22 protein-coding genes are annotated in these 23,136 nt (G+C 44.8%); 5 read left to right on the forward strand and 17 right to left on the reverse strand.

Features of this window, described 5'->3' with window-relative positions; genetic code table 11:
* Positions 1-69: 69 nt before the first annotated feature.
* The 7 genes from VIC_RS07695 to VIC_RS07725 form a co-directional block, all read right to left on the reverse strand.
* Positions 70-1,152: a DUF1513 domain-containing protein gene (locus tag VIC_RS07695; RefSeq protein WP_039951610.1), complete on the reverse strand. Its 1,083-nt coding sequence runs from the start codon at positions 1,150-1,152 to the stop codon at positions 70-72.
* Positions 1,142-2,173: an imelysin family protein gene (locus VIC_RS07700; protein WP_006958862.1), complete on the reverse strand. Its 1,032-nt coding sequence runs from the start codon at positions 2,171-2,173 to the stop codon at positions 1,142-1,144. The genes VIC_RS07695 and VIC_RS07700 overlap by 11 nt, the downstream gene beginning before the upstream one ends.
* Positions 2,174-2,182: 9 nt before the next feature.
* Positions 2,183-3,571: a di-heme oxidoreductase family protein gene (locus VIC_RS07705; protein ID WP_006958863.1), complete on the reverse strand. Its 1,389-nt coding sequence runs from the start codon at positions 3,569-3,571 to the stop codon at positions 2,183-2,185.
* A gap of 115 nt (positions 3,572-3,686) precedes the next feature.
* Positions 3,687-4,949 (reverse strand): imelysin family protein, encoded by a 1,263-nt coding sequence (locus VIC_RS07710; protein ID WP_006958864.1) that lies wholly within the window; start codon positions 4,947-4,949, stop codon positions 3,687-3,689.
* A 166-nt stretch (positions 4,950-5,115) separates the two neighbouring features.
* On the reverse strand, positions 5,116-5,754 hold the full coding sequence (locus VIC_RS07715; RefSeq protein ID WP_006958865.1) for a GTP cyclohydrolase II: 639 nt from the start codon (positions 5,752-5,754) through the stop codon (positions 5,116-5,118).
* 161 nt (positions 5,755-5,915) lie between these two features.
* A complete protein-coding gene (locus VIC_RS26850) occupies positions 5,916-6,092 on the reverse strand; it encodes a hypothetical protein (protein ID WP_006958866.1) in 177 nt (58 codons plus the stop codon).
* A gap of 184 nt (positions 6,093-6,276) precedes the next feature.
* Positions 6,277-7,248, reverse strand: coding sequence for a GGDEF domain-containing protein (locus VIC_RS07725; protein WP_006958869.1), 972 nt, complete (start codon positions 7,246-7,248; stop codon positions 6,277-6,279).
* A gap of 122 nt (positions 7,249-7,370) precedes the next feature.
* On the opposite strand from VIC_RS07725, the gene VIC_RS07730 reads away from it, so the two are divergent.
* Complete coding sequence (locus VIC_RS07730; RefSeq protein ID WP_006958871.1) at positions 7,371-7,790, forward strand: BLUF domain-containing protein; 420 nt, start codon at positions 7,371-7,373, stop codon at positions 7,788-7,790.
* Positions 7,791-7,830: 40 nt separating this feature from the next.
* Here the strand turns inward: VIC_RS07730 and VIC_RS07735 are convergent, their stop codons facing one another.
* The 8 genes from VIC_RS07735 to VIC_RS07770 form a co-directional block, all read right to left on the reverse strand.
* The gene (locus VIC_RS07735) at positions 7,831-8,304 is read right to left on the reverse strand and encodes a DUF2947 domain-containing protein (RefSeq protein WP_006958872.1); all 474 of its coding nucleotides are present in this window, start codon (positions 8,302-8,304) and stop codon (positions 7,831-7,833) included.
* 23 nt (positions 8,305-8,327) lie between these two features.
* The gene (locus VIC_RS07740) at positions 8,328-8,915 is read right to left on the reverse strand and encodes an HD domain-containing protein (RefSeq protein ID WP_006958875.1); all 588 of its coding nucleotides are present in this window, start codon (positions 8,913-8,915) and stop codon (positions 8,328-8,330) included.
* A gap of 2 nt (positions 8,916-8,917) precedes the next feature.
* Positions 8,918-9,496: a ribosomal protein S5-alanine N-acetyltransferase gene (gene rimJ / locus VIC_RS07745; protein WP_006958877.1), complete on the reverse strand. Its 579-nt coding sequence runs from the start codon at positions 9,494-9,496 to the stop codon at positions 8,918-8,920.
* Positions 9,497-11,041, reverse strand: a complete 1,545-nt coding sequence (gene tyrR, locus VIC_RS07750; protein ID WP_006958879.1) for a transcriptional regulator TyrR — start codon at positions 11,039-11,041, stop codon at positions 9,497-9,499.
* 102 nt (positions 11,042-11,143) lie between these two features.
* On the reverse strand, positions 11,144-12,193 hold the full coding sequence (locus VIC_RS07755) for a YcjF family protein (RefSeq protein ID WP_006958881.1): 1,050 nt from the start codon (positions 12,191-12,193) through the stop codon (positions 11,144-11,146).
* The gene (locus tag VIC_RS07760; protein ID WP_006958882.1) at positions 12,190-13,566 is read right to left on the reverse strand and encodes a YcjX family GTP-binding protein; all 1,377 of its coding nucleotides are present in this window, start codon (positions 13,564-13,566) and stop codon (positions 12,190-12,192) included. The genes VIC_RS07755 and VIC_RS07760 overlap by 4 nt, the downstream gene beginning before the upstream one ends.
* Before the next feature lie 129 nt (positions 13,567-13,695).
* A complete protein-coding gene (locus VIC_RS07765) occupies positions 13,696-13,881 on the reverse strand; it encodes a hypothetical protein (protein ID WP_006958884.1) in 186 nt (61 codons plus the stop codon).
* Positions 13,882-13,991: 110 nt separating this feature from the next.
* The gene (locus VIC_RS07770; protein ID WP_006958887.1) at positions 13,992-15,515 is read right to left on the reverse strand and encodes a fumarate hydratase; all 1,524 of its coding nucleotides are present in this window, start codon (positions 15,513-15,515) and stop codon (positions 13,992-13,994) included.
* 173 nt (positions 15,516-15,688) lie between these two features.
* Between VIC_RS07770 and pabB the strand changes: the two genes are divergently transcribed.
* Positions 15,689-17,074, forward strand: a complete 1,386-nt coding sequence (gene pabB / locus VIC_RS07775) for an aminodeoxychorismate synthase component 1 (RefSeq protein WP_006958889.1) — start codon at positions 15,689-15,691, stop codon at positions 17,072-17,074.
* Here pabB and VIC_RS07780 read toward each other — a convergent pair.
* Both VIC_RS07780 and VIC_RS07785 read right to left on the reverse strand, forming a co-directional pair.
* Positions 17,071-18,762 (reverse strand): ATP-binding protein, encoded by a 1,692-nt coding sequence (locus VIC_RS07780; RefSeq protein WP_006958891.1) that lies wholly within the window; start codon positions 18,760-18,762, stop codon positions 17,071-17,073. The genes pabB and VIC_RS07780 overlap by 4 nt on opposite strands.
* Before the next feature lie 5 nt (positions 18,763-18,767).
* A complete protein-coding gene (locus tag VIC_RS07785) occupies positions 18,768-19,310 on the reverse strand; it encodes a heme NO-binding domain-containing protein (protein WP_006958892.1) in 543 nt (180 codons plus the stop codon).
* An 83-nt stretch (positions 19,311-19,393) separates the two neighbouring features.
* On the opposite strand from VIC_RS07785, the gene VIC_RS07790 reads away from it, so the two are divergent.
* From VIC_RS07790 to VIC_RS07800, 3 genes are all read left to right on the forward strand, one after another.
* Positions 19,394-20,002 (forward strand): CoA pyrophosphatase, encoded by a 609-nt coding sequence (locus VIC_RS07790; protein ID WP_006958894.1) that lies wholly within the window; start codon positions 19,394-19,396, stop codon positions 20,000-20,002.
* A gap of 290 nt (positions 20,003-20,292) precedes the next feature.
* On the forward strand, positions 20,293-21,546 hold the full coding sequence (locus VIC_RS07795; RefSeq protein WP_006958896.1) for an aromatic amino acid transport family protein: 1,254 nt from the start codon (positions 20,293-20,295) through the stop codon (positions 21,544-21,546).
* Between the two features lie 99 nt (positions 21,547-21,645).
* Positions 21,646-23,007 (forward strand): L-serine ammonia-lyase, encoded by a 1,362-nt coding sequence (locus VIC_RS07800; protein WP_006958899.1) that lies wholly within the window; start codon positions 21,646-21,648, stop codon positions 23,005-23,007.
* Positions 23,008-23,136: the final 129 nt, after the last annotated feature.

Consider the following 23,136-nt stretch of genomic DNA (forward strand, 5'->3'; position numbering starts at 1 on the left):
GAGAAATAAGAGGCTAGGATGAAATGTTGATGAGAATATTAATTTTCCCAAGCTTTACAATGAAGTAAGCTAAGAAATCATCGACCAGTGGTTATCCCATTGAATTCCCGACTGAATTTTTTTCTTCTCTTCAGGTGAGTATTGCGTGATCACGCCGCCAGCCCCCGAGCTAACTCGGAAAAAGCCATTCTGTACGACGACACCTGAAGCGTCTGGCAATGAGGCTAGTTCAACCATTTTTCTGGTTTGCTTAGACCAGATTCCATAGCAGTTTCCGCGAGGTGATGTGGCTAAAATCCACTCATCCGTTGCCGCAATACTCGCGATGTAATGATTAAATCTTGCCCACTGTTCAGGTTCCCCTTCCAGCGGGATCATTTGACCACCTTGAGTATGCATTGCCAAAAGAGACGGGTACTCATCAGGCTCACCACGGTACTGCTGACCGCACAGGACAGTTTTGTCACCATCATGTGCGAGATGACGAATACTCAAATGGTTATCTGGCAAAGCCACCTGCTCTGTCAGTTCACCATTGGAGTTAAGGTAGCTCAAGCTAGGCTTCATAGTTGCAATGTTGAGCGGCTGTCGGCCATTGGTATGAACGCCGCCAACACCAATTGCCAGAGAGCCATCTGGCATGGCAATCACTTCATGAGGCCCGAGGCCAAAGTTGGTAAACTCTGCTACCTTGTCATAACCAGACAACACATCGTAAACACCAATAATGCCTCGGCTGGTACCACGCTCACCCTCTGTTGCGTACAGCCACTTACCGTCGTTTGAATACACGCCATGACCATAATAGTGACGATTGGAATGGGCGGCTGAGGATTTGATCACTTCGCCAGTCACATAGTCAAAAACTACGAAAAACGTACCCGGACGACGAGCAAACGCCACCGCATGGTTAAGTTTCGCATTTGTTGCGACTCCATGCCCTCTTGCAGGAAGAGGAACTTGTCTTATCGGATGACCAAACTCATCCGCGACTACCGCAGAGTACTTGTCTCGACCAGATAAGGAGCAACCGATCAGTGACGGCTGACCCAATGTCTCTGACGTGCTCGCACAACCGAAAGGCAGCAAAGGCATAGCAGCGCCGAACAGCGCTGCCTTGAGAAGGTTTCTTCTTGTGTTATCAGTCACCATCAGTTGCGTTAAACCCTATTACGACACCAAGTTCAATCGCCACTTCTTCGTGGATAAGATACTTCAACTGCTCCAGCTTATTGTATTGAGCGTAGGCTTTGCGATAACCCTCTTTTGTCTGCAGCATGTCAAACAAGCTTTCATCGGTTGGCCATGTTTCCAATGCAGTATCAAACTGTTGAGCGATGCTGTCAGCAAGCTGTACTTTGCCACGCTCACGCAGCAGTTTATCCAGCCCGTTACCACCCGCTAAGTACAACGCCTGCATCGCTTCAATGTTAGCTTTGAGATTCTGCATGGAAGTTTCCGAGCGCCAGGACTCAGCGAAATACGGTCTTGGTTTACCGAAGTTCGCCAAAGGACGACTCATCTTTTTCATGCTGTATTCAAGCTGATTAGAAAGAAGAGAAATGTACTCAGACGTCCATGCTTTTTCATCCAGCTCAACCCAAGGGTTAGTTTGCCATGCCGTAGCAATGGTCTCAGCATTCGCAGCAATGTTCTCTGCGATTGCAATACCGGTTTGGCAGGTAGCTTGTGATGAACTCAAAGAAGAGGCTTGGTCATACAACAGCCATTCTACCGAGCCTAAACCTTGAACCGTCACGCTCTGCTGTGAAATTTGTGCTTGCGTCCAAGTCTTGCTTTGGCCCGTCAGTGCAGTCATCTTGCGACCCGTCGTATTCTTCTTGTCTGGCCAAAACTGAATATTCCAGCTCTGCTCAAGTGCCTTTTCAGGCCCCCTTTCCTGCCCTTGTAGAGCCATCCAAGCAACCATGGTTTGATGCCATTGTGACTTCAGTGACTCCAATTCCGTCGCGTCCGCACAATAAGCTGCCATTTGAGCGGCCAGCTTATCAGCTTGATTAGAGAAAGTGTGCGCTGCGGCAAACTCTACTTGATAAACACCCTGACTAGGATGAGAGGTTTTCTGAGCGACAGGCACTGTGCTGCTGGTTGACTGACAGCCAGCCAGTAGCATCATCGAGGCAGCCAGTGCTGATAAAGAAAAGATCTTCATCGTGATTCCTTACAATGAATTCAAGAAAGCGATCAATGCATCGCGCTCTTTTTGATTGAACTTGAGAACGGTTTGTTTCGCGGGCTCAGCTTCACCGCCATGCCACAACACCGCTTCCATCAGGTTACGAGCTCGGCCATCATGAAGGAAATAGGTATGGCCGTTTACTTCTTCGGTGTAACCGATACCCCATAATGGCGCAGTTCGCCACTCGCGTCCATTCGCCAGATACTCAGGCCTGTTATCTGCAAGTCCTTCACCCATATCATGAAGCAGTAAATCGGTGTAAGGATGAATTTTCTGATTCGACAAAGCTGGCAGGCCTTCTCGTTTCATGGTTCTCGCTTCGCTCTTATGACAGCTATCACAACCTGCTTTGGCAAATAAGTTCTGACCAAGCTTAACTTCCGGATCATCCATATTACGACGAATCGGTACGGCTAAGTGCTGAGAATAGAATTCAACGAAATCGAGAATGTTGTCGCTCACTTCTGGAGCTCCACCATTTGGCAATTCAGCACAAATGGATTGCTTTGACGTGCAGTTTTCATTCGGGAAAAGGTTGCTGGTCAGGCCAACATCACCGTTAAATGCTGCAGCATTTTGTTGCATCAGCGTAGGTTGCCCAGACTTCCAGCCAAAGCGACCAATGGCGAAATCATTCTTCTGTACATCCCAAACTTTGTTCACCTTACCTGAGATACCATCGCCATTAGCATCATTTTCATCTGCCCAAGTTTGCAGCGTTTCGTCAGAAATACTTTCTAATAGCCCCAAGCCAATCATTGGCGGAGCAACGCGGGCGGAAAATTGGGTATCAGGGTGCATCTCGCCGTAACCTAAATCGGTAATTTTCAGGTTGGGCTTACGTAGTACTACTTTTGTACCGTCGGTAAAGGTCACTGGTACATCTGTGTACGTAATGTTGATCTGTCCTTCAGGAGTTTGATCTTGAAGTGAAAAGTCTTGTAGCTGACCACCATACGTTGGTTCAGGGATCACACCATCTTTGATGAAAGCTTTTTTCTGCTCTGGTGTCATCGCAGGAATACTCAAACGCACTAGCATGGAAACGGCATGAATGTCCCCTTCTTCTGGTGGGTGGCCACGACCATCTTTAATATGGCAGTTTTGGCAACCATTGGTATTGAAAAGAGGCCCTAAGCCGTCACGGGCATCGGTAGAAGCCGGCGCTTGTACCCATGGGTTACGGAAAAAACTGTTACCAACACTAAAATCCAGTCGCTTAGACATTGGCAGGTTTCCGGCAGGCAAAGAATAAGCATTTGCGCCCTCTTTCTTAACCGCGGTACCGCCGCCAGATTTCATTTCATAACCAGAAACAGAAGCACTCACCAGTATTAGAGAGGCTAATATGGACTTTTTATACAACTTCATACCAATAGTTCTCGGGTAAAGACCAACACCTTGTTAAGAAATATTCTCATTAAAAGTGTGGTTATAGAAACAGCAAAAGGGCTCACTAAGAGCCCTTAAAATTATTTAATTGTTTTTAGAATTCGTGGTCAGCTGTATCTGGGTTCAGGCTGTTGATACCAACGATTTTCGCCGCACGTTCGATAGATGAAGTCTGAGCAACTAGAGACATGATTGTCTCGTTTACTAATGCGTTACCTTGCGCGTTACCTGCTGCAATTAGCTGGTCAAAGTACTGACCGTTCTTTTCAGCAGAAGTGACAAGTTGACCAACTTGAGAGCGTGTTACGTCGAATTGCTTCTGGATCTCTTTCGCTGCGGCTTTGTCTTTCTGAGCTACAAGATCTGCGATGCTAGGACCAGATAGAAGCGTACCGTCTTCACGTTTGTACAGACCAGTGTATACGTTGTAGATACCCTGCTCGTTGTAGTAGTGAGAGTTGTGCGTGTTGTCAGAGAAACAATCGTGCTCATCTTCAGTAGAGTTTGCTTCTAGAGCGACTTTCATACGCTCACCAGCAAGCTCACCTAGAGATAGAGAACCCATGCCGAATAGCATTTTGCGAAGGCCGTTGTCCGCAGAGTCGTTCAGAAGTTCTTCACGGTAGTTACCTTTTACATCTGAAGACCACTGTTTTTCCATCCACTGTAGATCTTGAACCAATAGGTCAGCCGCTGCTTTTAGATACTCACCACGACGGTCGCAGTTGCCGTTAGTACAACCTTTACCAACAACGAAGTCAGTGTAAGCACGCTCACCAGCACCAGCGTTAGTACCGTTTAGGTCTTGACCCCATAGCAGGAATTCAATCGCGTGGTAACCAGATGCAACGTTAGCTTCAGAACCGCCCACCTCGTTCAGATCAGCAATCGCTTCTGGAGTCAGTTGAGCAACGTCAAGTTTAGTTGCACCAATCGTTAGCTGCTTATTTGCAACGATATTTGCGCTTGCGCCTTCGTTACCTAGCTCATACTGGTAATCAGTTGATACGTAATCAATTAGGCCTTCATCAAGAGGCCATGCGTTTAGTTGACCTTCCCAATCATCAACAACCGCGTTACCAAAACGAAATACTTCAGACTGTTGGTACGGAACGCGAGAGTCAAGCCAAGCTTGTTTTACTTCAGCAAGCTTGGCTTCAGATGGAGCTGCAAGGAAAGATTCGATAGATTGGTCTAGTGTCTTAGCAGTTGTTAGTGCATCGGCAAATACTGCGTGAGCAACATCTGCGTAGTGTTCTACTACTTGCTCTTTTGTCACGTTCGCTGCAAAAACAGAACTGCTAGCAAGAACGAGAGAAGTTGCAACAGAGCGCGCTAAAAGTGATTTTACATTCATTGAAAAGCATCCTTGTTGAGCTTAATAATTATTCTGCATAATAAGTGCTAATTATTCTCATTTACACTTATAGGCGCAGATAATACAAACTTACATTTTTTTTGCAAGGGTTATACAAAAAAGCCTCACAAAAGTGAGGCTTTTATCAACATAGGCTGCTATTGGGCTAGAGCTTAAGATCGTGTTTTCCGTGTGATACCTTAGCTTTAAGATATCCTTCGTTACCATCTTTAATATGCGCAGAGGTGTTGACAGTATCTTCGATTTCAACGCCATGTTCTTTCAGTTCACGGATCTTCTTCGGATTATTCGTGATTAAACGGATCTTATTAACATCCAACGCTTTAAGCATTTGCGCCGCTTCCGTAAAATCACGCAAGTCATCACCAAAGCCTAAATGGTTGTTCGCTTCATAGGTATTCAGACCTTCACTTTGTAATTTGTACGCGTCAATCTTGTTGTAAAGGCCGATACCACGACCTTCCTGGCGCAAGTAAAGAATAATCCCGCCTGATTCACCCATTTTATTAATCGTCTCATCCAACTGTTCACCACAATCGCATCGAGAAGAATGGAAAACATCACCTGTCAGGCATTCTGAGTGCAAGCGAACTAAAGGGCTGGACTGAGTCTTGTCGGCTTGTTTGAAAATGATGGCTACATGCTCTTTGTCGGTCTTGAGTCCTTTAAAAGAAAGAAGCTCCGCTTCTATATCACTGTTTTTACCGACTTTAAAATCTACTCTGGCTCTAACTTCCGCCATATCCCTACTCACTTGAATCTTGCTATCTTCTATTTCTATCATTTTAGAAATCTCTTATGTATCTAACTATGGGGATTGATATCCGAGAAATCAATGGTCAGATCACTTTTTGTTATAATATAACAATTTATATTTAAGACAATAAAAAACCTCAGCGAATTTACTTCGTGAGGTTCTTTATGAAACTGGTCAGATAATAGAATTTAGTGGTTCTGCTTTTTCTTCCACATAGAGAGCTCAATCCAAAGAGCTTCGAGCACCTGAAGCTCTTCTTCAGTTAACAGAGAAAGCGTTGGTTTAGTTTGTGGCAAAGAATAAGCTTGCAGCGAGCTTATTTGAGCATAAAAATCTTTGCGTAATTGAGATATATTTGTATCCACTACTATTCCCTAAGTCTCTATCTATAAACCGATATAAAATGGTGACTCAAACCATTTGTCTCAAAAATGATAGCAAATTACATAAATTGCGCAAAGATATGAAGCATTTTTGAGCATTAAATCACATTTTATTCATCGGTATAATCTTTACAATTCAACAAATTACTTGATCAAAATTGATCTTTCAAAACAGTTCTACGTCATCCAAATGATCATTATCACCAGGTTCAGTTGCTCCGAGTATAAGATCTTCATAGCACTCGATTCGATTCCTACCGTGTTCTTTTGCACTGTAGAGTGCCACATCAGCATGACCTAAAATTGTCGGCAAATACTCGTGTCTGGAGATAGCACAGACTCCGCAGCTAAACGTCATATTATTTACTTGTGGAAAACGAAATGACTCAATGTGCCTGCGAAATAACTCCAGTTCTTTCAGCACTTGTTTCTTTTCCTGAGGTGGCAGTAGCACGACAAATTCCTCACCACCAAATCGAAACAATTGCTCTGAACCAGAAAAGAAATTCTGTAGCTGCTGAGAAAACATTAATAGCACTTCATCGCCAATCATATGACCATAGGTATCATTGATGCTCTTGAACAAGTCGAGATCAATAATAGCGACCCAGGCATACAAACCGGAATCTTGATTAACGGACAGATTAAAACAATGTGATAGGCGTTCTTCGAGTGTTTTTCGATTGAGCAGCCCGGTCAGCTTATCCCGTTCACTCTCATGCAACACCATCAAATAGTTGCGATATATCTTGGCAAAGCCATCGATCAATAGCTCAAACTTTACAGGGTCAGCCTCGGTTTCAATTTGCAACAATGCCGAGCTCTCTTCAGAAATCGGGATTGGATAACGGCATATATAACTCGACGTTTGTGGTTTTGTAACGTTAAATGCGCTTTCTTTATGATCATGCATGTAACACTGCTCTGGCGCCTGATCGTATGTCCATTGATACTCTTCTTGTTTGCTATTTCTGAATACTTTGGCGACAACAATAGATGTGTTGGATAGGTAATGGGTCAGGCTAATGGACTCAATGGGCATCATTTCAAGTAGAGTTGCAACCAGACAATGGCCAAGAGAGATCGAGTTTCTTTGCTCAGTGATTTCGACAACAGAGTTCAGAATCTTAGCTTCCATCCACCGATCCTAAATAGACTTAGTTCGTTAAATCACATTATAGACGTTAATACTATGGCGTGCGTTTTATTGCATATACTTAAAGCTGAGGGACAATAACCTAACACGAAAAGGAGAAAACTATGTTCCTAGTCAGATTGGTTTACACGAGCACAATAACAAAAGGGATTACAGATTCCGATATTCAGAATATTCTTGATGTGGCGAGAAAAAACAACTCTCTGGTTGACGTAACAGGTTTGCTTCTATTTAACCGTAATTACTTTTTGCAATGCCTCGAAGGTTCGAGAGCTCAAGTCAATAAAATTTACCACCAGATTCTAAACGACCCAAGGCATGAAAACATATTGCTGCTAGATTATTCAGAAGTTGCTGAACGCGAATTTAGTGACTGGAGCATGGGTTATATTCCCGAGATGAACTCTACTATGCCTGTGAATCTCAAATACTCCACTAGTTCAAAGTTCGATCCTTACAATATGTCTGGTCATAGTGCACATAAACTTCTGCTCAACTTGCGTAATGTAGTCACCATTGTCTGATGAAAAACATTAAAAAAAGCAGCCTTTACGGCTGCTCTTTTTAATCTCGATGTCCGAGTTTAACGTTACCTTCGGAGTCGAACCACAAGGCTTCTTTTCGTCTTCGACCAATTAGAATTGGGCCATCATCGTAAAACAAAAAGTTCTTCCAGTGCTTCTTAAATACACTCCATTTGGTTTCAATAACATTGTATTTTTCATAACAAAAATAAACAGTTACGTCATCTTGCCAATCGATAAACTCAGCTACTCCCTCAGGCAACGCCTCTTCATCAGCTTCCCAGGCAGCCATCCAATCCAAACTCTCTTTCCAATTAGAGTCTTTCATTGGCCAGTCACCTGAACTCAAGCGTTCTGCATCTGGGCTTTGAGCACTGATGTTCTCTTTCCAAAGCTGCGCCGCTCTGGCCTGAGTCATTGGCTTTATCTGTGCTAAATCCTGCTCAGGAACAGGCATAGACTGGTGAGTGAAAATCCATTTTCTTTGGTATTCATCCAAAGTGAGATACGACATTCATTTTCCTCGTTATGGCATCTTCAGGCTTTTAGCCATCCTTTCTGGGTTGCTTCTTCAATCACTTGTTGAGCCTTATCCCACAAAGCTTGTGAGCCATATTCTATTTTTCTATTCACCGTCAGAGCTTGCTCACGAGTCACTCCGTGCTCCTGCCAACTCTGACCGTTGTTGTGATAATTAAGCAACATAGGAATGATCCTATCAAGTGCTTTACCAAATTTGGCGTCTGCCGATTCTGCTCGCTCAAACTCTAGCCATAACTCAAGCAGCTCTTTTCCCTGCTCTTCAGGCAACATCGCGAATAATCGCTGAGCAGCAGCAAGCTCTTTTTCTTCTTGTACTGCTGACGCGGCAACATCGTAAACAAAGGTGTCGCCAGCGTCGATTTCGACAATATCATGCAGTAACAACATCTTAACGACACGAGCAATATCCACCGGCTCATTGGCGTGTTCTTCCATGAGAATCGCCATTAGAGCAACATGCCAACTGTGCTCTGCACTGTTTTCAAGACGGCCATCAGCACTTTTGACTCGAGTGCGTCTCAAAACAGATTTCAGTTGATCCAGCTCCATCAATAAAGCCAGTTGTTGCTCTAATTTACTCATGCTTAACTCTCTTTCCAGTTGGGGTTAATCAGTGATGTCAGGTTATGGTCTTCCCAGCGGCCATCAATCAGTAAATAGTCCTCTGCAAACCCTTCTTGCTTGAACCCTAAACGATTCAATACCGCCTCACTGCGTTGATTGCGTGGCATGTAGCCCGCCATAATCCGATGAATATTCTGGATGCTAAACATGTAGTTCACGGCCATCTTCAATGCCCGTGTCATCACGCCCCTTCCCTGCGCATTCTCACCAAGCGAATAGCCAAGATTACATGCATGAAACGGAAATCTCGAAATGTTGCTAAAGGAGACGGTCCCTAACATCTCTCCCGACTCTCTATCAATAATGATCAGGTAGTAACCTAAACCCATACGATGCAACTCATTGAGCTTGATCAAACGCTGCGTCCAACCTGATTCAGAGAAGAAGGCGTCTTCGCGTCGTGGCTCCCATTGTTTCAGATGCGCACGATTGGCAATGAAGTAGTCAGAGATGAGCTGGCCGTCTGTTGGTTCTGCAGTGCGCAGGATGATATCCCCATCCTGCTCAAACACTTGCTGAGGAGTACTGAGTCGTTCCATTTAGTTTTTTCTTATTCCGTATTCACGTAGCTTGTTAGCCACGGAGGTATGAGAAACATTAAGGCGTTTTGCTAACTTACGGCTGGATGGGAAAGACTGATAAAGTCGCTCCAAAACCTGCGACTCATAGTCTTTCATGATTTCATCCAACGAACCGTCGAGGTTAATTGTCGGGCCTGTCGAAGCTGGGCTTTCTAGTTGAGGCAGGTGGAACAAGTCGATCGTTAAGGTATCTGAATCCAGCTCAGTCAACGCGCGGAGCACCATATTTTCTAGCTGACGCATGTTACCCGGCCATTGGTAATTCACCAGTTGATCAACCAGTGTTTCTTCCAGCTCAGGTTTCATGATGCCTAACTGCTTAACGTATTTAACAACAAATAGATCCAGCAGCGGGCCTATATCGTTAGAACGTTCGCGCAGTGCCGGAATATTGAGTGTCAGTACGTTGAGGCGGTAGAAAAGATCTTCTCGGAAGGATTTCGACTCTGCCAAATCGGCTAGATTATGGCGCGTTGAAGCAATCACGCGTACATCAACATGGATCTCCTGCTCAGCACCTACGCGACGGAAAGTACCATCTTGTAACAGGCGCAGTAATTTGATTTGCAGGTGCGGGCTCATTTCGCCAATTTCATCTAAAAAGACGGTACCACCATCTGCTTGTTCAAAAATACCTTTATGGCCTTGCTCATGATTGAATGAACCGGGAGCATGACCAAACAGTTCTGTCTCCGCTACATCATCTGGCATGGATGCACAGCTCAAGACTAAGAACGGAGCGGCAGCTCGGTGAGAACGATTATGACACGCTCTGGCGAGCATTTCTTTACCCGTACCTGTTTCACCCTGAATCAGCAGTGGCTGCTCAAGCATCGACAGCTTCTTAGCTTGGCTCATCAGTGCCTTGTGTCGATTAGACACACCGACAAAGTGTTCAAAACCAAGGTTATTGTGTAAAGGTAATGAATCTTCTAACGCCGACTTTTCTTGAGATGAGCGGATGATCATTACCGTACTGGCGAGAATCGATTCGTTGGATTCATCAGTAATATAGACCGGCATGATCTCCATGATGTAATCGAGACCACTGATAACGATATTTTCCCGCTGACGGGTAATTTTGCCTTCCACCCATTTGGAGAAGTTGAAGCTTGGTAGCAAGGTGCCTATCTGGTGACCAATCATCTCTTCTTCTTCGCAGCTGAACAGGCTTAGCGCTGCATGGTTAGCCATGTCAACATTACCTTTCAGATCGATGGCCAATACTGGCTCGGGAAGATTGTTCAACAGGGAGATGAGTTCGGTGTTATGCCTTTCCATCGGCATAAATTGAATTTTTCTTACGTCTCTTACACCTGATATACGACGTATCTCTGCCATGAGTTCACTGAAAGTATCGAAGTCAATATCTGGGCAATTCAGGTAGATAATGCCCGTAATGTCGATTTCGATCCCTCGCAAATCAATATTTTTAGAAGCCAGAATATCGAGCAGCTCACGAGTAAGCCCCAATCTGTCTTCACATGTCACTTCTAAACGCACTGATTAAATCCCTAGTCTGAGGTGTCAGGAAAAGTTGACAGTAGTTTCCCTTAAGCCTAGATCCTCGTCAAGCAAACCGACATTACTTGCTTCACATTCGCACTATTTGATTGTTATAGAGGCGATTTTTTCTACAATCTGTTTTCGAACCGCACCCAATTTCACCTTTCTATCTGGGTGCCAAGGTATTGGTCTTAACAATGCCATCGCTTTGACCCCAAGCCTTGCGGTCAGTATGCCAACACCCAGCCCTTGCCCTGCTCTGGCGGAGACTTTTCCTGCTAGATCCATAGACATCAGATCCATGCTGGCATCTATCGCTATTTCACTGGCACCTGCAGCCGCCATATTGATCAACGTCGCTTTGAGCAGCTTCAACCTAGACCAGTATCCAAGCTCTACACCGTAAACATCGGCAAGACTGTCGATCATTTTGAAATTGCGCCATGCCACCAGCAGCATGTCTGCAATAGCCAGTGGGCTTATTGCCACCAAAGCGGCTGATTCCGTTGCATGCTGCGTAACGATTTTGGTTGCTTTTTTGTCCTGTTCACTCACCACCATCGCGTCATACATGTCGAGCACTTCGGCGTCGCTGTGAGAGGCATTCACACTGTGTGTCCAACGATCATAACTTGGTGATTCTGTCTTAATGCCACTTTGCTTCGCGATAGATTCGCAAAACGCTTTACCTTGCCCAACGCTGTTTGCTTCTATCAAGGCTTCACTCTGCTCTTGAATAGAAAAGTGACGACGTAACGTTCTAAGCTTCCATAGCTCCTTTCCAATTGCCCCGACTCCTAACGCAGCCAACGTTGACATAAAACCAGCCCAGCCAAGCGCTAGCCAATCAGAACTTTGAACAGACGTAATAATACTGTCTATGGCTTGCCAACCAACCAAGCCAGAAAACGCCGTAAGTAACCCGCTCGCTAACCATCGGCGCCCTGTTTTAGGTCGAATCACCTGCTCCAGCTTTTCTTCAGCCTCGCTTTGCGTTTCTTCTGAGTTGATTGCCGTTGGTATAAAGGTTTCTTGTTCTTCAAACTGCATTTGGGAGGTCAAGTCCGGGTCGCTCCCCATAGGCTCTTGCTCCAATGTTTGAGTGAAGACTTGTTTTTGCTTTAGCTTTGCATCTTGAGAATCGGTCATTTCAGCTTGTCTCCAATCAGGTATTCCAGCGCTTTATCAATACGAATATGGGGCAGAGGATCATCTATCGAGCTAGGGAGTGGCCGGAAAGCAGTAAATTCGAACCCTTCGTTTTGCCAGAAACTCTTCTGAGGCAGTTTTTTTGGAACTTCGCCAGGAAAGATTGTCATTGGTTGTTCATCAAGGGTTATACCCTGAATAGCGGGAACTGATTCGGTACCACGATTGATGAAACCTGTTTTAGTTGCCTGAATAGACGCCATGGAGATACAACTCATTTCGATGTTTTCATAAGAGGCTGTCTGCCAAGCGGGATGCACCATCTGCTGCAATAAAGAAACTAGGTTTGGATGCTGCTCTGGCGTCACATGATCGGCTTTAGTCGCTGCAAACAATATCTTATCGATTCTCGGGGCAAACAATCTCTTTAACATATTGCTTCTGCCATAGCGGAAGCTGTGCATGATCTGTTCAATCGCATGGCGCATATCATGAAAAGACTCGTAACCGGCGTTCAAGGGCTGTAGACAATCAACTAAGACGATCTGGCGGTCAAAGGTCGAAAAATGATGCTTGTAGAAGGCTTTCACGACTTTTTGCTGATACTCCTGATACCGCGCTTTTAGCATGGCTAAATTGGAGTCTTTGCTGGCTTTGCTCTCTTCATCAAAGCGGCAAGGAAAAAACTGCAAGACTGGCGCGCCTTCTAGCTCACCAGGTAAGACAAACCTGCCCGGCTGAACCCAATGCAGCCCAGTATCCTTACAATCATGTAAATACTGGGTGTAGCTTTGCGCGATCGCCTCAAGCTCTCTTTCGTTGACGTCATCTGCTAGGTTTAGTTGTTCAAGTTTGGCTAACCACTCTTTTGCCAACTCTCCACGCTGACCTTTAAGAGCCGCGAATTGCGTCTGTGACCACTCATGAAAACTCATATCCAATAAAGGGAGATCCAGTAACCATTCACCGGGATAGTCAATGATATCGATGTGCAGCGTTGATGTGCTGCCAAACAACTTTTTGGACTTTCTCGTCGGCTTGTATTTCACTGCAAGACGAATTTCACTCACATCGCGAGTAGGCTCGGGCCATTTTGGTGGCTGCGTGAACACATGCTCCATCGCTTCATCGTAGGCAAAACGTGGCACCATCATATTGGCTTGGGGTTCACGCTTCGCACCCACTAGGCGCTTATCGCGTGCTGAAACCAGTAAAGGAAGATTGTCGTGAGTGGAAGTGTGCAACAACTGATTCACCAAGGAGCTGATAAACGCCGTTTTCCCCGCACGAGATAAACCAGTCACCGCGACACGCACATGAGAATCGACGCTGCGGTTAATAAAATCATTCACTTCCTGAGTAATACTCTTCATTTACTGTCTCTTTGTTTTGAACACGAGATTATCCTAACCATTGTAATCTTAATGAAAGATGAATAAAAAAGCCTCCGATATAAATCAGAGGCTTAGTATGTCACTTGGGTATCACATATTGCATTGTGTCTAGTCGTCTTCAATCAGCTTGTAGATGACAAACAACGCAATCTCCAGCAATACAAACAAAGCACAGGTGATCATTACGTACTTTTGATTAAAGATGCTGATGCCGTGAAGGACAATATCGTAGCCGATGAAAACACCTACAACCACGGCAATGATTAGCTGTAAGATTTGAATAAATCGAGGCATGAATGCTCCTGAAGTTCTTCAATGCAGAGAACAGTATATAAAAAAAGGCGCGGCCTCTGCCGCACCTTCATCAAATATTTGCTATGTAATTCAGCCGTTTCTCACAAAGATCAGGCTTGAGATTCCATTTCCTGAATTTTCACTTTCCAAGTATCAGGACCAATCTGGTGAGCATTAGCACCAGTTGAATCTACAGCAACGGTCACTGGCATGTCTTCGACTTCAAACTCATAAATCGCTTCCATACCTAGGTCTTCAAACGCCACAACGCGTGCTTTCTTGATCGCTTTTGCCACAAGGTAAGCCGCACCGCCAACTGCCATCAGATAAACCGCTTTATGCTTTTTGATCGACTCTACCGTCGCAGGACCGCGCTCTGCTTTACCAATCATGCCCATAATGCCTGTTTCTTCAAGCATCATATCGGTGAACTTGTCCATACGAGTTGATGTAGTCGGGCCTGCCGGACCAACCGCTTCGTCACCAACTGCATCAACAGGGCCTACGTAATAGATAAACTTCCCTTTAAAGTCGACACCTTCAGGCAGCCCTTCACCACTTTCTAGCATGCCCTGAATACGTTTATGAGCAGCATCACGACCTGTCAGGATTTTACCAGACAGCAGAACGGTTTCGCCGGTCTTCCACTGTTCTACATCTGCCTGAGTCACCTCTTCAAGGTTCACGCGACGAGTGTTTGCTCCCGCTTCCCAAGTGATATCTGGCCACTCTTCAAGTTTAGGTGGTGTAAGATCCGCAGGACCTGAGCCATCCAATGTGAAGTGAACGTGTCTTGTCGCCGCACAGTTTGGAATCAAGCACACTGGCTTAGAAGCAGCATGTGTTGGCGCTGTTTTGATCTTCACATCTACCACGGTAGTTAAACCGCCAAGGCCCTGTGCACCGATACCAAGTTTATTGACACGGTTGAAAATATCTAGACGTAACTCTTCTTCAGCGTTTTCTGGACCACGTTCGATCAACTCTTGAATATCAATGTGTTCCATTAGAGATTCTTTTGCCAGTACCGCTGCTTTTTCCGCAGTACCGCCAATACCTATACCCAGCATGCCCGGTGGACACCAACCTGCGCCCATCGTTGGCAAGGTTTTTTCTACCCACTCTGCAATATCATCTGATGGGTTAAGCATTACCATCTTAGTTTTGTTTTCCGAACCACCGCCTTTGGCTGCAATTTGGATTTCAACCGTATTGCCCGGTACCATATTGATGTGTACAACCGCCGGCGTATTGTCTTTCGTGTTAATACGCTTGCCCGCAGGGTCAAGAAGTACTGATGCACGTAGCGGGTTGTCAGGGTTGGTGTATGCCTGACGTACACCTTCATCGACCATCTGTTGTACCGTCATATCGGTCGAGTCCCATTGAACTTGCATACCGATGTTAACAAAACAGGTCACGATACCAGTGTCCTGACAGATCGGTCGGTGACCTTCTGCAGACATACGGGAGTTAATCAGAATCTGTGCCATAGCGTCTTTAGCCGCCTGACTTTCTTCTTTGTGATAGGCTTTTTCCAGGGCTTGAACAAAGTCCAGAGGGTGATAGTACGAAATGTACTGAAGTGCATCAGCGACACTGCTGATCACATCTTGCTTGCGAATTACCGTCATTGCATGCCTCGTTATAGTTATGCTTCCTTTATACCGCTATCAAAACGTTTGCTTATATAAGCAAGTTTAGAAGACTGACATCACCTTTTTATTATAAAACGTCAATGTAGCGGCGATAGTTCGCAATATGATACTCTTGGTTTCCCTCTCTTGCCATGCAGTGAACGAACTCTTTGTCACAAATTAAACAAATGAATAACAACGCGCCAAATTGCTTAGAAATCAAGCCGATTAACTATCACCCAGAGCTATCCAAGCAGCTTTTTAGCCCCATAGAATCTAAGCCTTGGGCAATGTTGTTACGTTCCGCATCAGAGAGCCATGTCGACAGCCGATTTGACATCTTGGTTGCTAATCCATTGGTAACATTGACCACATCGGGCAACACCACTCGAGTTGTCACTCCACAAGAGACTTTTGACTCTGACAGTGATCCTTTTACCTTGCTCGAACAGCAGCAAACTCAGTGGTTACCAGAGCAAAGCTATTCTGGCGAACTTCCATTTGTGGGAGGAGCGCTAGGTTACTTTGCTTACGATCTTGGCCGACGTGTCGAGCGATTACCTCAAATTGCACAACAAGACCTAACAACTCCTGACATGGCTGTTGGTCTGTATCAATGGGCAGTGATCGTTGATCACAAGCGACAGCAGGCATTTGTCGTAGGCGAAGAGGTAGAGCGCCACTACGATTGGTTGGTTTCTCAGTCTCTTCCAACTCAAACCGAGTTTGTTCTACAAAGTACTTGGCAGTCAAACATGACTAAAGGGAGTTACAGCGAAAAGTTTGCCAGCGTACAAGAGTATTTGCGCTCTGGAGATTGCTACCAAATCAACCTTGCCCAGCGCTTTCAGGCAAAGTATTCAGGAAGCGAGTGGCAAGCCTATCAAAAACTGGAATCCTACAATAAAGGGCCATTTTCAGCATTCGTTCGCACTGAACACAGTGCAATCCTCAGTGTCTCACCAGAACGCTTCCTTCAAGTTCATGATAGACAGATTGAAACTAAGCCAATCAAAGGTACTCGCCCACGCCATCTGGATGCTACTCAGGATGCAGCTTCAGCATATGAGCTCGCCCATGCAGATAAAGATCAGGCTGAGAACTTGATGATCGTCGATCTGCTGCGCAATGATGTCGGCAGAGTGGCGAAGCCAGGAAGTGTGCATGTACCTAAGTTGTTTGATATTGAGAGCTTCCCTGCCGTTCACCATTTAGTGAGCACCATTCGGGCAGAGCTGGATTCACCCTACTCTCCTGCTGATCTGTTACGAGCCAGTTTTCCGGGAGGATCCATTACTGGTGCACCCAAAATCCGTGCTATGGAAATCATTGAAGAGTTAGAGCCTCATAGACGCAGCGCCTATTGCGGTAGTATTGGTTATATCAGCCGCCATGGCGCAATGGATACCAGCATTACGATACGCACTCTCATCGCAGAAAATAATCAGATTTATGTCTGGGCTGGAGGCGGTTTAGTCGCAGACAGTGAAAATGACGCTGAGTATCAGGAAACGTTAGACAAGCTGTGTAGAATTCTGCCTGTGCTCGAAAGTTAAGCCCACTTTTCAAGCATCAATCTGAGATCTTTTGCGGTATAAGGTTTGGTTAAAATGTCATCCATACCGCACTGGATACACTTTTCACGTTCTTCAAGTGTCGTTCCTGCAGTCAAGGCAATGATCGGTTGGCTAAATTCTTGCTCTCTAAGATAACTGGTCGCCTCAAAACCATCCATTTCTGGCATTCGGCAATCCATAAAGATTAAGTCGTAACTGCTTCCCGACGCCGCTTTTATGGCTTCTAAGCCATTACTGGCAATATCAGGGGTGATCGATAACTTCTTCAGCATTTGATTAATAATGACTTGGTTCATCCGAATGTCATCCACCACTAAAATAGACAAGCTTTCTAGCGGTTTGGTGACACCACTGTCGGTTTTCTCGATCTTCGACTCTTGAGTGGCAACTTTAAGTGGGATGGATAGTTTAAACTGGGTACCAACACCTGTCTGGCTGGTAAAGCTGATTTCGCCTTTCATCAAATCTATAAGATTTTTACAAATAGCCAGCCCTAGTCCTGTTCCCTCAAAATTACGTTTAGCGGTTCTGTCTGCTTGTACAAAAGGATCGAAAAGAATCGCTTTCGCTCCTTCTGGTATCCCTATTCCCGTATCTTTGACCGAGATATGAAGGTTGTTTTCTTGCCAGAAGACTTCAACCTGTACAGAGCCCGCAGAGGTAAACTTGATTGCATTTCCGACTAGGTTAATCAGAATTTGGCAAATACGATCGAAATCTCCTATCAGAAAATTGGGGACTTCCGGAGCCGAGTGAATTGAAAACTGAATCCCTTTTTCCTGAGCTTTATTCGCAAACACGCCCTGAAGCATGTTCGTTAATTCTTTCCAAGCAAAAGTCGATGGAATAAGCTCCATCATGCCCGCACTGATCTTACTGAAATCAAGAATATCGTTGATGATATGTCTTAAAAAATCCCCCGTATGAGACAGATTTGTTAGCAAAGTACGCTGCTCTTCGTCTAGCGAGGTATCGGCGAGCAATTCAGCGCTACCAAGCAAGCCATTTAGCGGTGTTCTCAACTCATGATTAATCATGGCGACAAACTCTTTTGTCGCTCTTTCCGATTCTTCTGCTCTGGCTCTAGCTTCTTGGGTATTCGTTAACATAATTTGTCGGCTGATGGCGCTGCAAAGCAAATCCGCGACCAAGCGCATCTGACTAACTACAAATTCCTCCTCGATGTCTTGATCTTCTGTGAGTACCGATAACTCTCCCACCACCTTATGATCAATCTCTAACGGAAGAGATACTCTGTCTTCTTCCCAAAATGCATAGGGCTTGATCTCATCTACCTTGTCCCTTTGCGCGTGCCCGAAGCGGCTATCGTGAATCGTTGAAACAATATCGGTCGCTAGAAACAAACCCGATTCGGTCAACGCAGATGAGGAATCGAGTCGTTCAAGAAGATTAGAAAGCAAACCATCATCCAAGGTGCGACTGAGAAAAGCACGTCCAAAATGAATCAGAGTTTCGTTAATTTGCTCCTCGAACGCTAGCTTATGCAAGTCTTTGTGTGTTTGCCTTTTAAGCTGCGTAAGAACCAGTTTTAGGTGTTCATTCGCTTCGTAAAGTTCGAGGCTTTTCTGCTCCAGCAACAACTCAGCTTGCTTGCGTGCAGCAATCTCTCTGGCAAGTTTCCGTTCTAGCGCAGACTCACTACTCATTGATTTTACCCGACGACCGTAACCTTGAACCTAACATCATTACCACTTTTGTCGTTGTTTTCCATTGCAATATTAAGTGATTCATCAAAATGCTGGGCACATCCCTCAATCAAACCTAAGCAAACATGGGACATACAGCGGGCGCTTTTGTAGTCAAAGATCATTTCTGTTTCCGTTTCAGAAATGAATTCAAAGCGTGGAGGGTTAGCTTCTTGATAAAGTTTTTTCACTTCAATATGGATATAGTCCTCAACTAAACGAATAAACTGAAGAGAATTTTTACACCCTTGAAGGCTACTACGCTCAGGCAATGATTCGTAAAGGTTTTCGAAGACAGATTGCCCAAAAACGCGCTGTAGCTCTTCAGCAGGAATACCCGTTTGTTTACTCAACTGGACGATAAGTTTTACCAAAGCTTTGTGGTCATAACTGCCCACTGATGTGTATATGCCTTCATCACCCGCATCAGAAAGCAGTTGATCAAGAGCATCAAGACCAAACTTCTCTTCGACTAAGTCCATAAATTCTGTGAAGATAATTCCTTTCATATATTAAGCTATCCTTGGTATATGATGGTCTTTCAAGCATGAATCATAAAGTATAGTTTTTCAAATACGCATATGGAGCTAACGTGTTGTCAGAACTCAATAAAAATCAATTAATTCAGAAGTTCCAGTTACAGCAAACCGTCGACTACCACCACGAAGCAATAAAACGAGTTGCACATATCAATCATGCATCCTTACGTAAAGCCTCAGTACTTATCGGTTTTGTTGAGAGGGGCGATGGGCTGAACATCATTTTCACCAAGCGCGCAAAGCACTTAAAACATCATCCCGGGCAGGTCAGTTTTCCGGGAGGCAAATATGAAGATTGGGACAGTTCACTGGCTGATACAGCGTTAAGAGAAACTTACGAGGAAATCGGCATTGAACAAGGTAAGATTTCCATTTTTGGTCAGATGCCAGAACTGGTGACGATCAGCAAATTTACAGTAACACCTTTCCTAGCTTTCGTTTCACCAGACTATGAGACAACCATTGACACCAACGAAGTGGATGAGGTTTTTGAAGTACCCGCAGAAATTGTTCTTGATAAACATCACCTGCACAGTGAACGCTTTCAGTTCCGCAATCATTCACACCGTGTATTTGGCTTATCCTACGAGAAGCACTTCATTTGGGGAATGACAGCGCAAATTATCCATGCCATGCAGAAACATATTATGCATCAATATTAATAAATCTTAATATTGTTCGAAGTTTCATCACATTAGTTAAACTATTCATCAATAAGGCAAACGTTTTCTCGCGACATGCATAAAACAAATTTGCAACAAGATTAGTTTTTCTAATGAAAAGGATTAGCATAAATCACTAGTAGCACATCATTTTCGTGAGCAAAAACCTGTTTTTGACATATCATGTTATAACTCGTATCAATTCATGATTTAGATCTATTTTTCGTGCAAGATTTTTATGCAAAATTGCACTCGACTTATTTCCTGTTCCCAAAAATGAGTATCACAAAATGAATGCTACAAATTCAGCGGTTTCGACCGCACAATCGTCTAGTAAGTTTTCTTACAAAGACTTCACTTGGTGTCTGTCACTTTTCGGTACTGCAGTAGGTGCTGGCGTACTATTTCTTCCAATCAAAGCGGGTGCTGGCGGCTTTTGGCCATTAGTTATCCTTGCACTAATCGCAGCACCAATGACTTGGTTCGCTCACAAATCTCTGGCTCGTTTCGTTCTTTCTGCGAAAAACCCTGAAGCTGATATCACTGATACAGTGGAAGAACATTTCGGTAAAACTGGCGCAAACCTTATTACTTTTGCTTATTTCTTCGCTATTTACCCTATTGTTCTTATCTATGGTGTTGGTATCACAAACACAGTAGATTCTTTCCTAGTCAACCAAATGGGCATGGAATCTATCCCTCGTTGGCTACTATCTGGCGCACTGATTGCAGCCATGACTGCGGGTGTTGTATTCGGTAAAGAGCTGATGTTGAAAGCTACATCTGCGATGGTATACCCATTGGTATTCATCCTTCTTGCTCTGTCTTTCTACCTGATTCCTGACTGGAACAGCTCAATGGTTGAAGTCGCACCTGACTGGTCTGCAATGCCTTCTATCGTTTGGCTAGCAATCCCAATCATCGTTTTCTCTTTCAACCACAGCCCAATCATCTCTCAGTTCTCTAAAGAGCAACGTCGTGTGTACGGTGAAAATGCTGTTCAGAAAACAGATGCTATCACTGGCGGCGCAGCAATGATGCTGATGGGCTTTGTTATGTTCTTCGTATTCTCTGTTGTACTGTCTCTATCTCCAGAGCAGCTAGCAATGGCGCAAGAACAGAACATCTCTGTACTGTCTTACCTAGCAAACGTTCATGAGTCTCCACTTATCTCTTACATGGGTCCACTTGTAGCATTCGCAGCAATTACGTCTAGCTACTTTGGTCACTTCCTAGGAGCACATGAAGGTCTTGTGGGTCTAATCAAATCTCGCTCTGAAACACCAAAGAGCAAGATTGAAAAAGCTTCTCTTCTTTTCATCGTTATCACCACTTGGATTGTGGCTATTGTTAACCCAAGCATCCTTGGCATGATTGAAACCATGGGCGCGCCAATGATTGCAGCGATCCTATTCCTAATGCCTGTTTTTGCGATGCAAAAAGTACCAGCAATGGCGAAGTACAAAACTTCTGCGCCTGTTCAGATTTTCACAACAATCTGTGGTCTTGCGGCAATTAGTTCTGTAATCTACGGAGCACTTTAATCACACTAGTGTAGTGAATTAAGTGGTTAAACAAAAAATATAACGATAATAATAAGCCTCCCGCTCCCCGTTGGGAGGCTTTGTTTTGAGGAAATCGATATGATTAGTGTTTTTGACATCTATAAAATCGGTGTTGGTCCTTCAAGTTCGCACACTGTAGGCCCAATGAAGGCGGGCAAAGAGTTTATTGATGATTTACGCTCAATGGGAAAATTGCGCGACATCACTAAAATCACCGTTGACGTTTATGGATCGCTATCACTGACAGGGAAAGGTCACCACACAGATATCGCTATTATAATGGGTCTTGCAGGCAACACCCCTGAGAAAGTCGATATTGATTCTATTCCGGGCTTTATCGCTCGTGTAGAAGAAACGGAGCGCCTACCTGTTGGCATGCACTGTCACACAGTATCGTTCCCGAAAGATGGTGGTATGAACTTCCATACTACTAACCTTGAGTTGCACGAAAATGGTATGCAGATCCACGCTTGGATCGACAACGAGAAAGTGTACTCAAAAACCTATTACTCAATCGGTGGTGGTTTCATCGTTGACGAAGAAAATTTCGGCAAAGAAGAAGAAAACCCGATTAAAGCACCTTACGAATTCACAACCGCTGAAGAGTTGGTAAACCAGTGTAAAGAAAGCGGCCTCTCCATCAGTACACTAGTGATGAAGAACCAAGCCGCACTGCACTCTGAAGAAGAGTCTCGCACTTACTTTGCTAACATTTGGAAAACCATGCGCGAGTGTATGGATCGCGGAATGAATACAGAAGGTATTCTGCCTGGTCCACTTCGTGTACCTCGCCGTGCTGCGGCTCTTCGCCAGCAACTGATGACTTCTGAGAAAACGACTAACGATCCAATGGCTGTTGTAGACTGGGTCAACATGTTTGCTTTCGCCGTTAATGAAGAAAACGCAGCAGGTGGCCGTGTAGTTACAGCACCTACAAACGGTGCGTGTGGCATTATCCCAGCGGTTTTGGCCTACTATGACAAGTTTATCCAAACCGTCACTGAGAAAGATTACATCCGCTACTTCGCGGCTTCTGGTGCGATCGGTGGCCTTTACAAGCGTAACGCGTCAATCTCTGGTGCGGAAGTTGGTTGTCAGGGTGAAGTCGGCGTAGCGTGTTCAATGGCAGCGGCTGGTCTTGCTGAGCTTATGGGTGGTAGCCCAGAGCAAGTCTGTATGGCTGCGGAAATCGCGATGGAGCACAACCTAGGTCTAACGTGCGATCCTGTTGCGGGTCAGGTCCAGGTTCCATGTATCGAACGTAACGGTATTGCTGCCGTGAAGTCGATCAACTCCTCTCGTATGGCTCTGCGTCGTTCATCGGCTCCGACTGTGTCTCTGGATAAGGTTATCGAGACCATGCTAGAAACTGGTAAAGACATGAACGCAAAATACCGCGAAACTTCTCAAGGTGGCCTTGCAATAAAAGTTATCTGCTAACACTTTAAGATATCTTGTTTGGAAAGCCTGAGCAGTCGCTCGGGCTTTTTTATTTCCTGTCTCCCCCTCCTATCTGTTACGCTTGCATCCTTTTTAAAATCACGTAGTTAAATATATAAAAAAAGCTAA

The sequence above is a fragment of the Vibrio coralliilyticus ATCC BAA-450 genome, from assembly GCF_000176135.1.
GTDB classification, from domain to species: Bacteria; Pseudomonadota; Gammaproteobacteria; order Enterobacterales; family Vibrionaceae; genus Vibrio; species Vibrio coralliilyticus.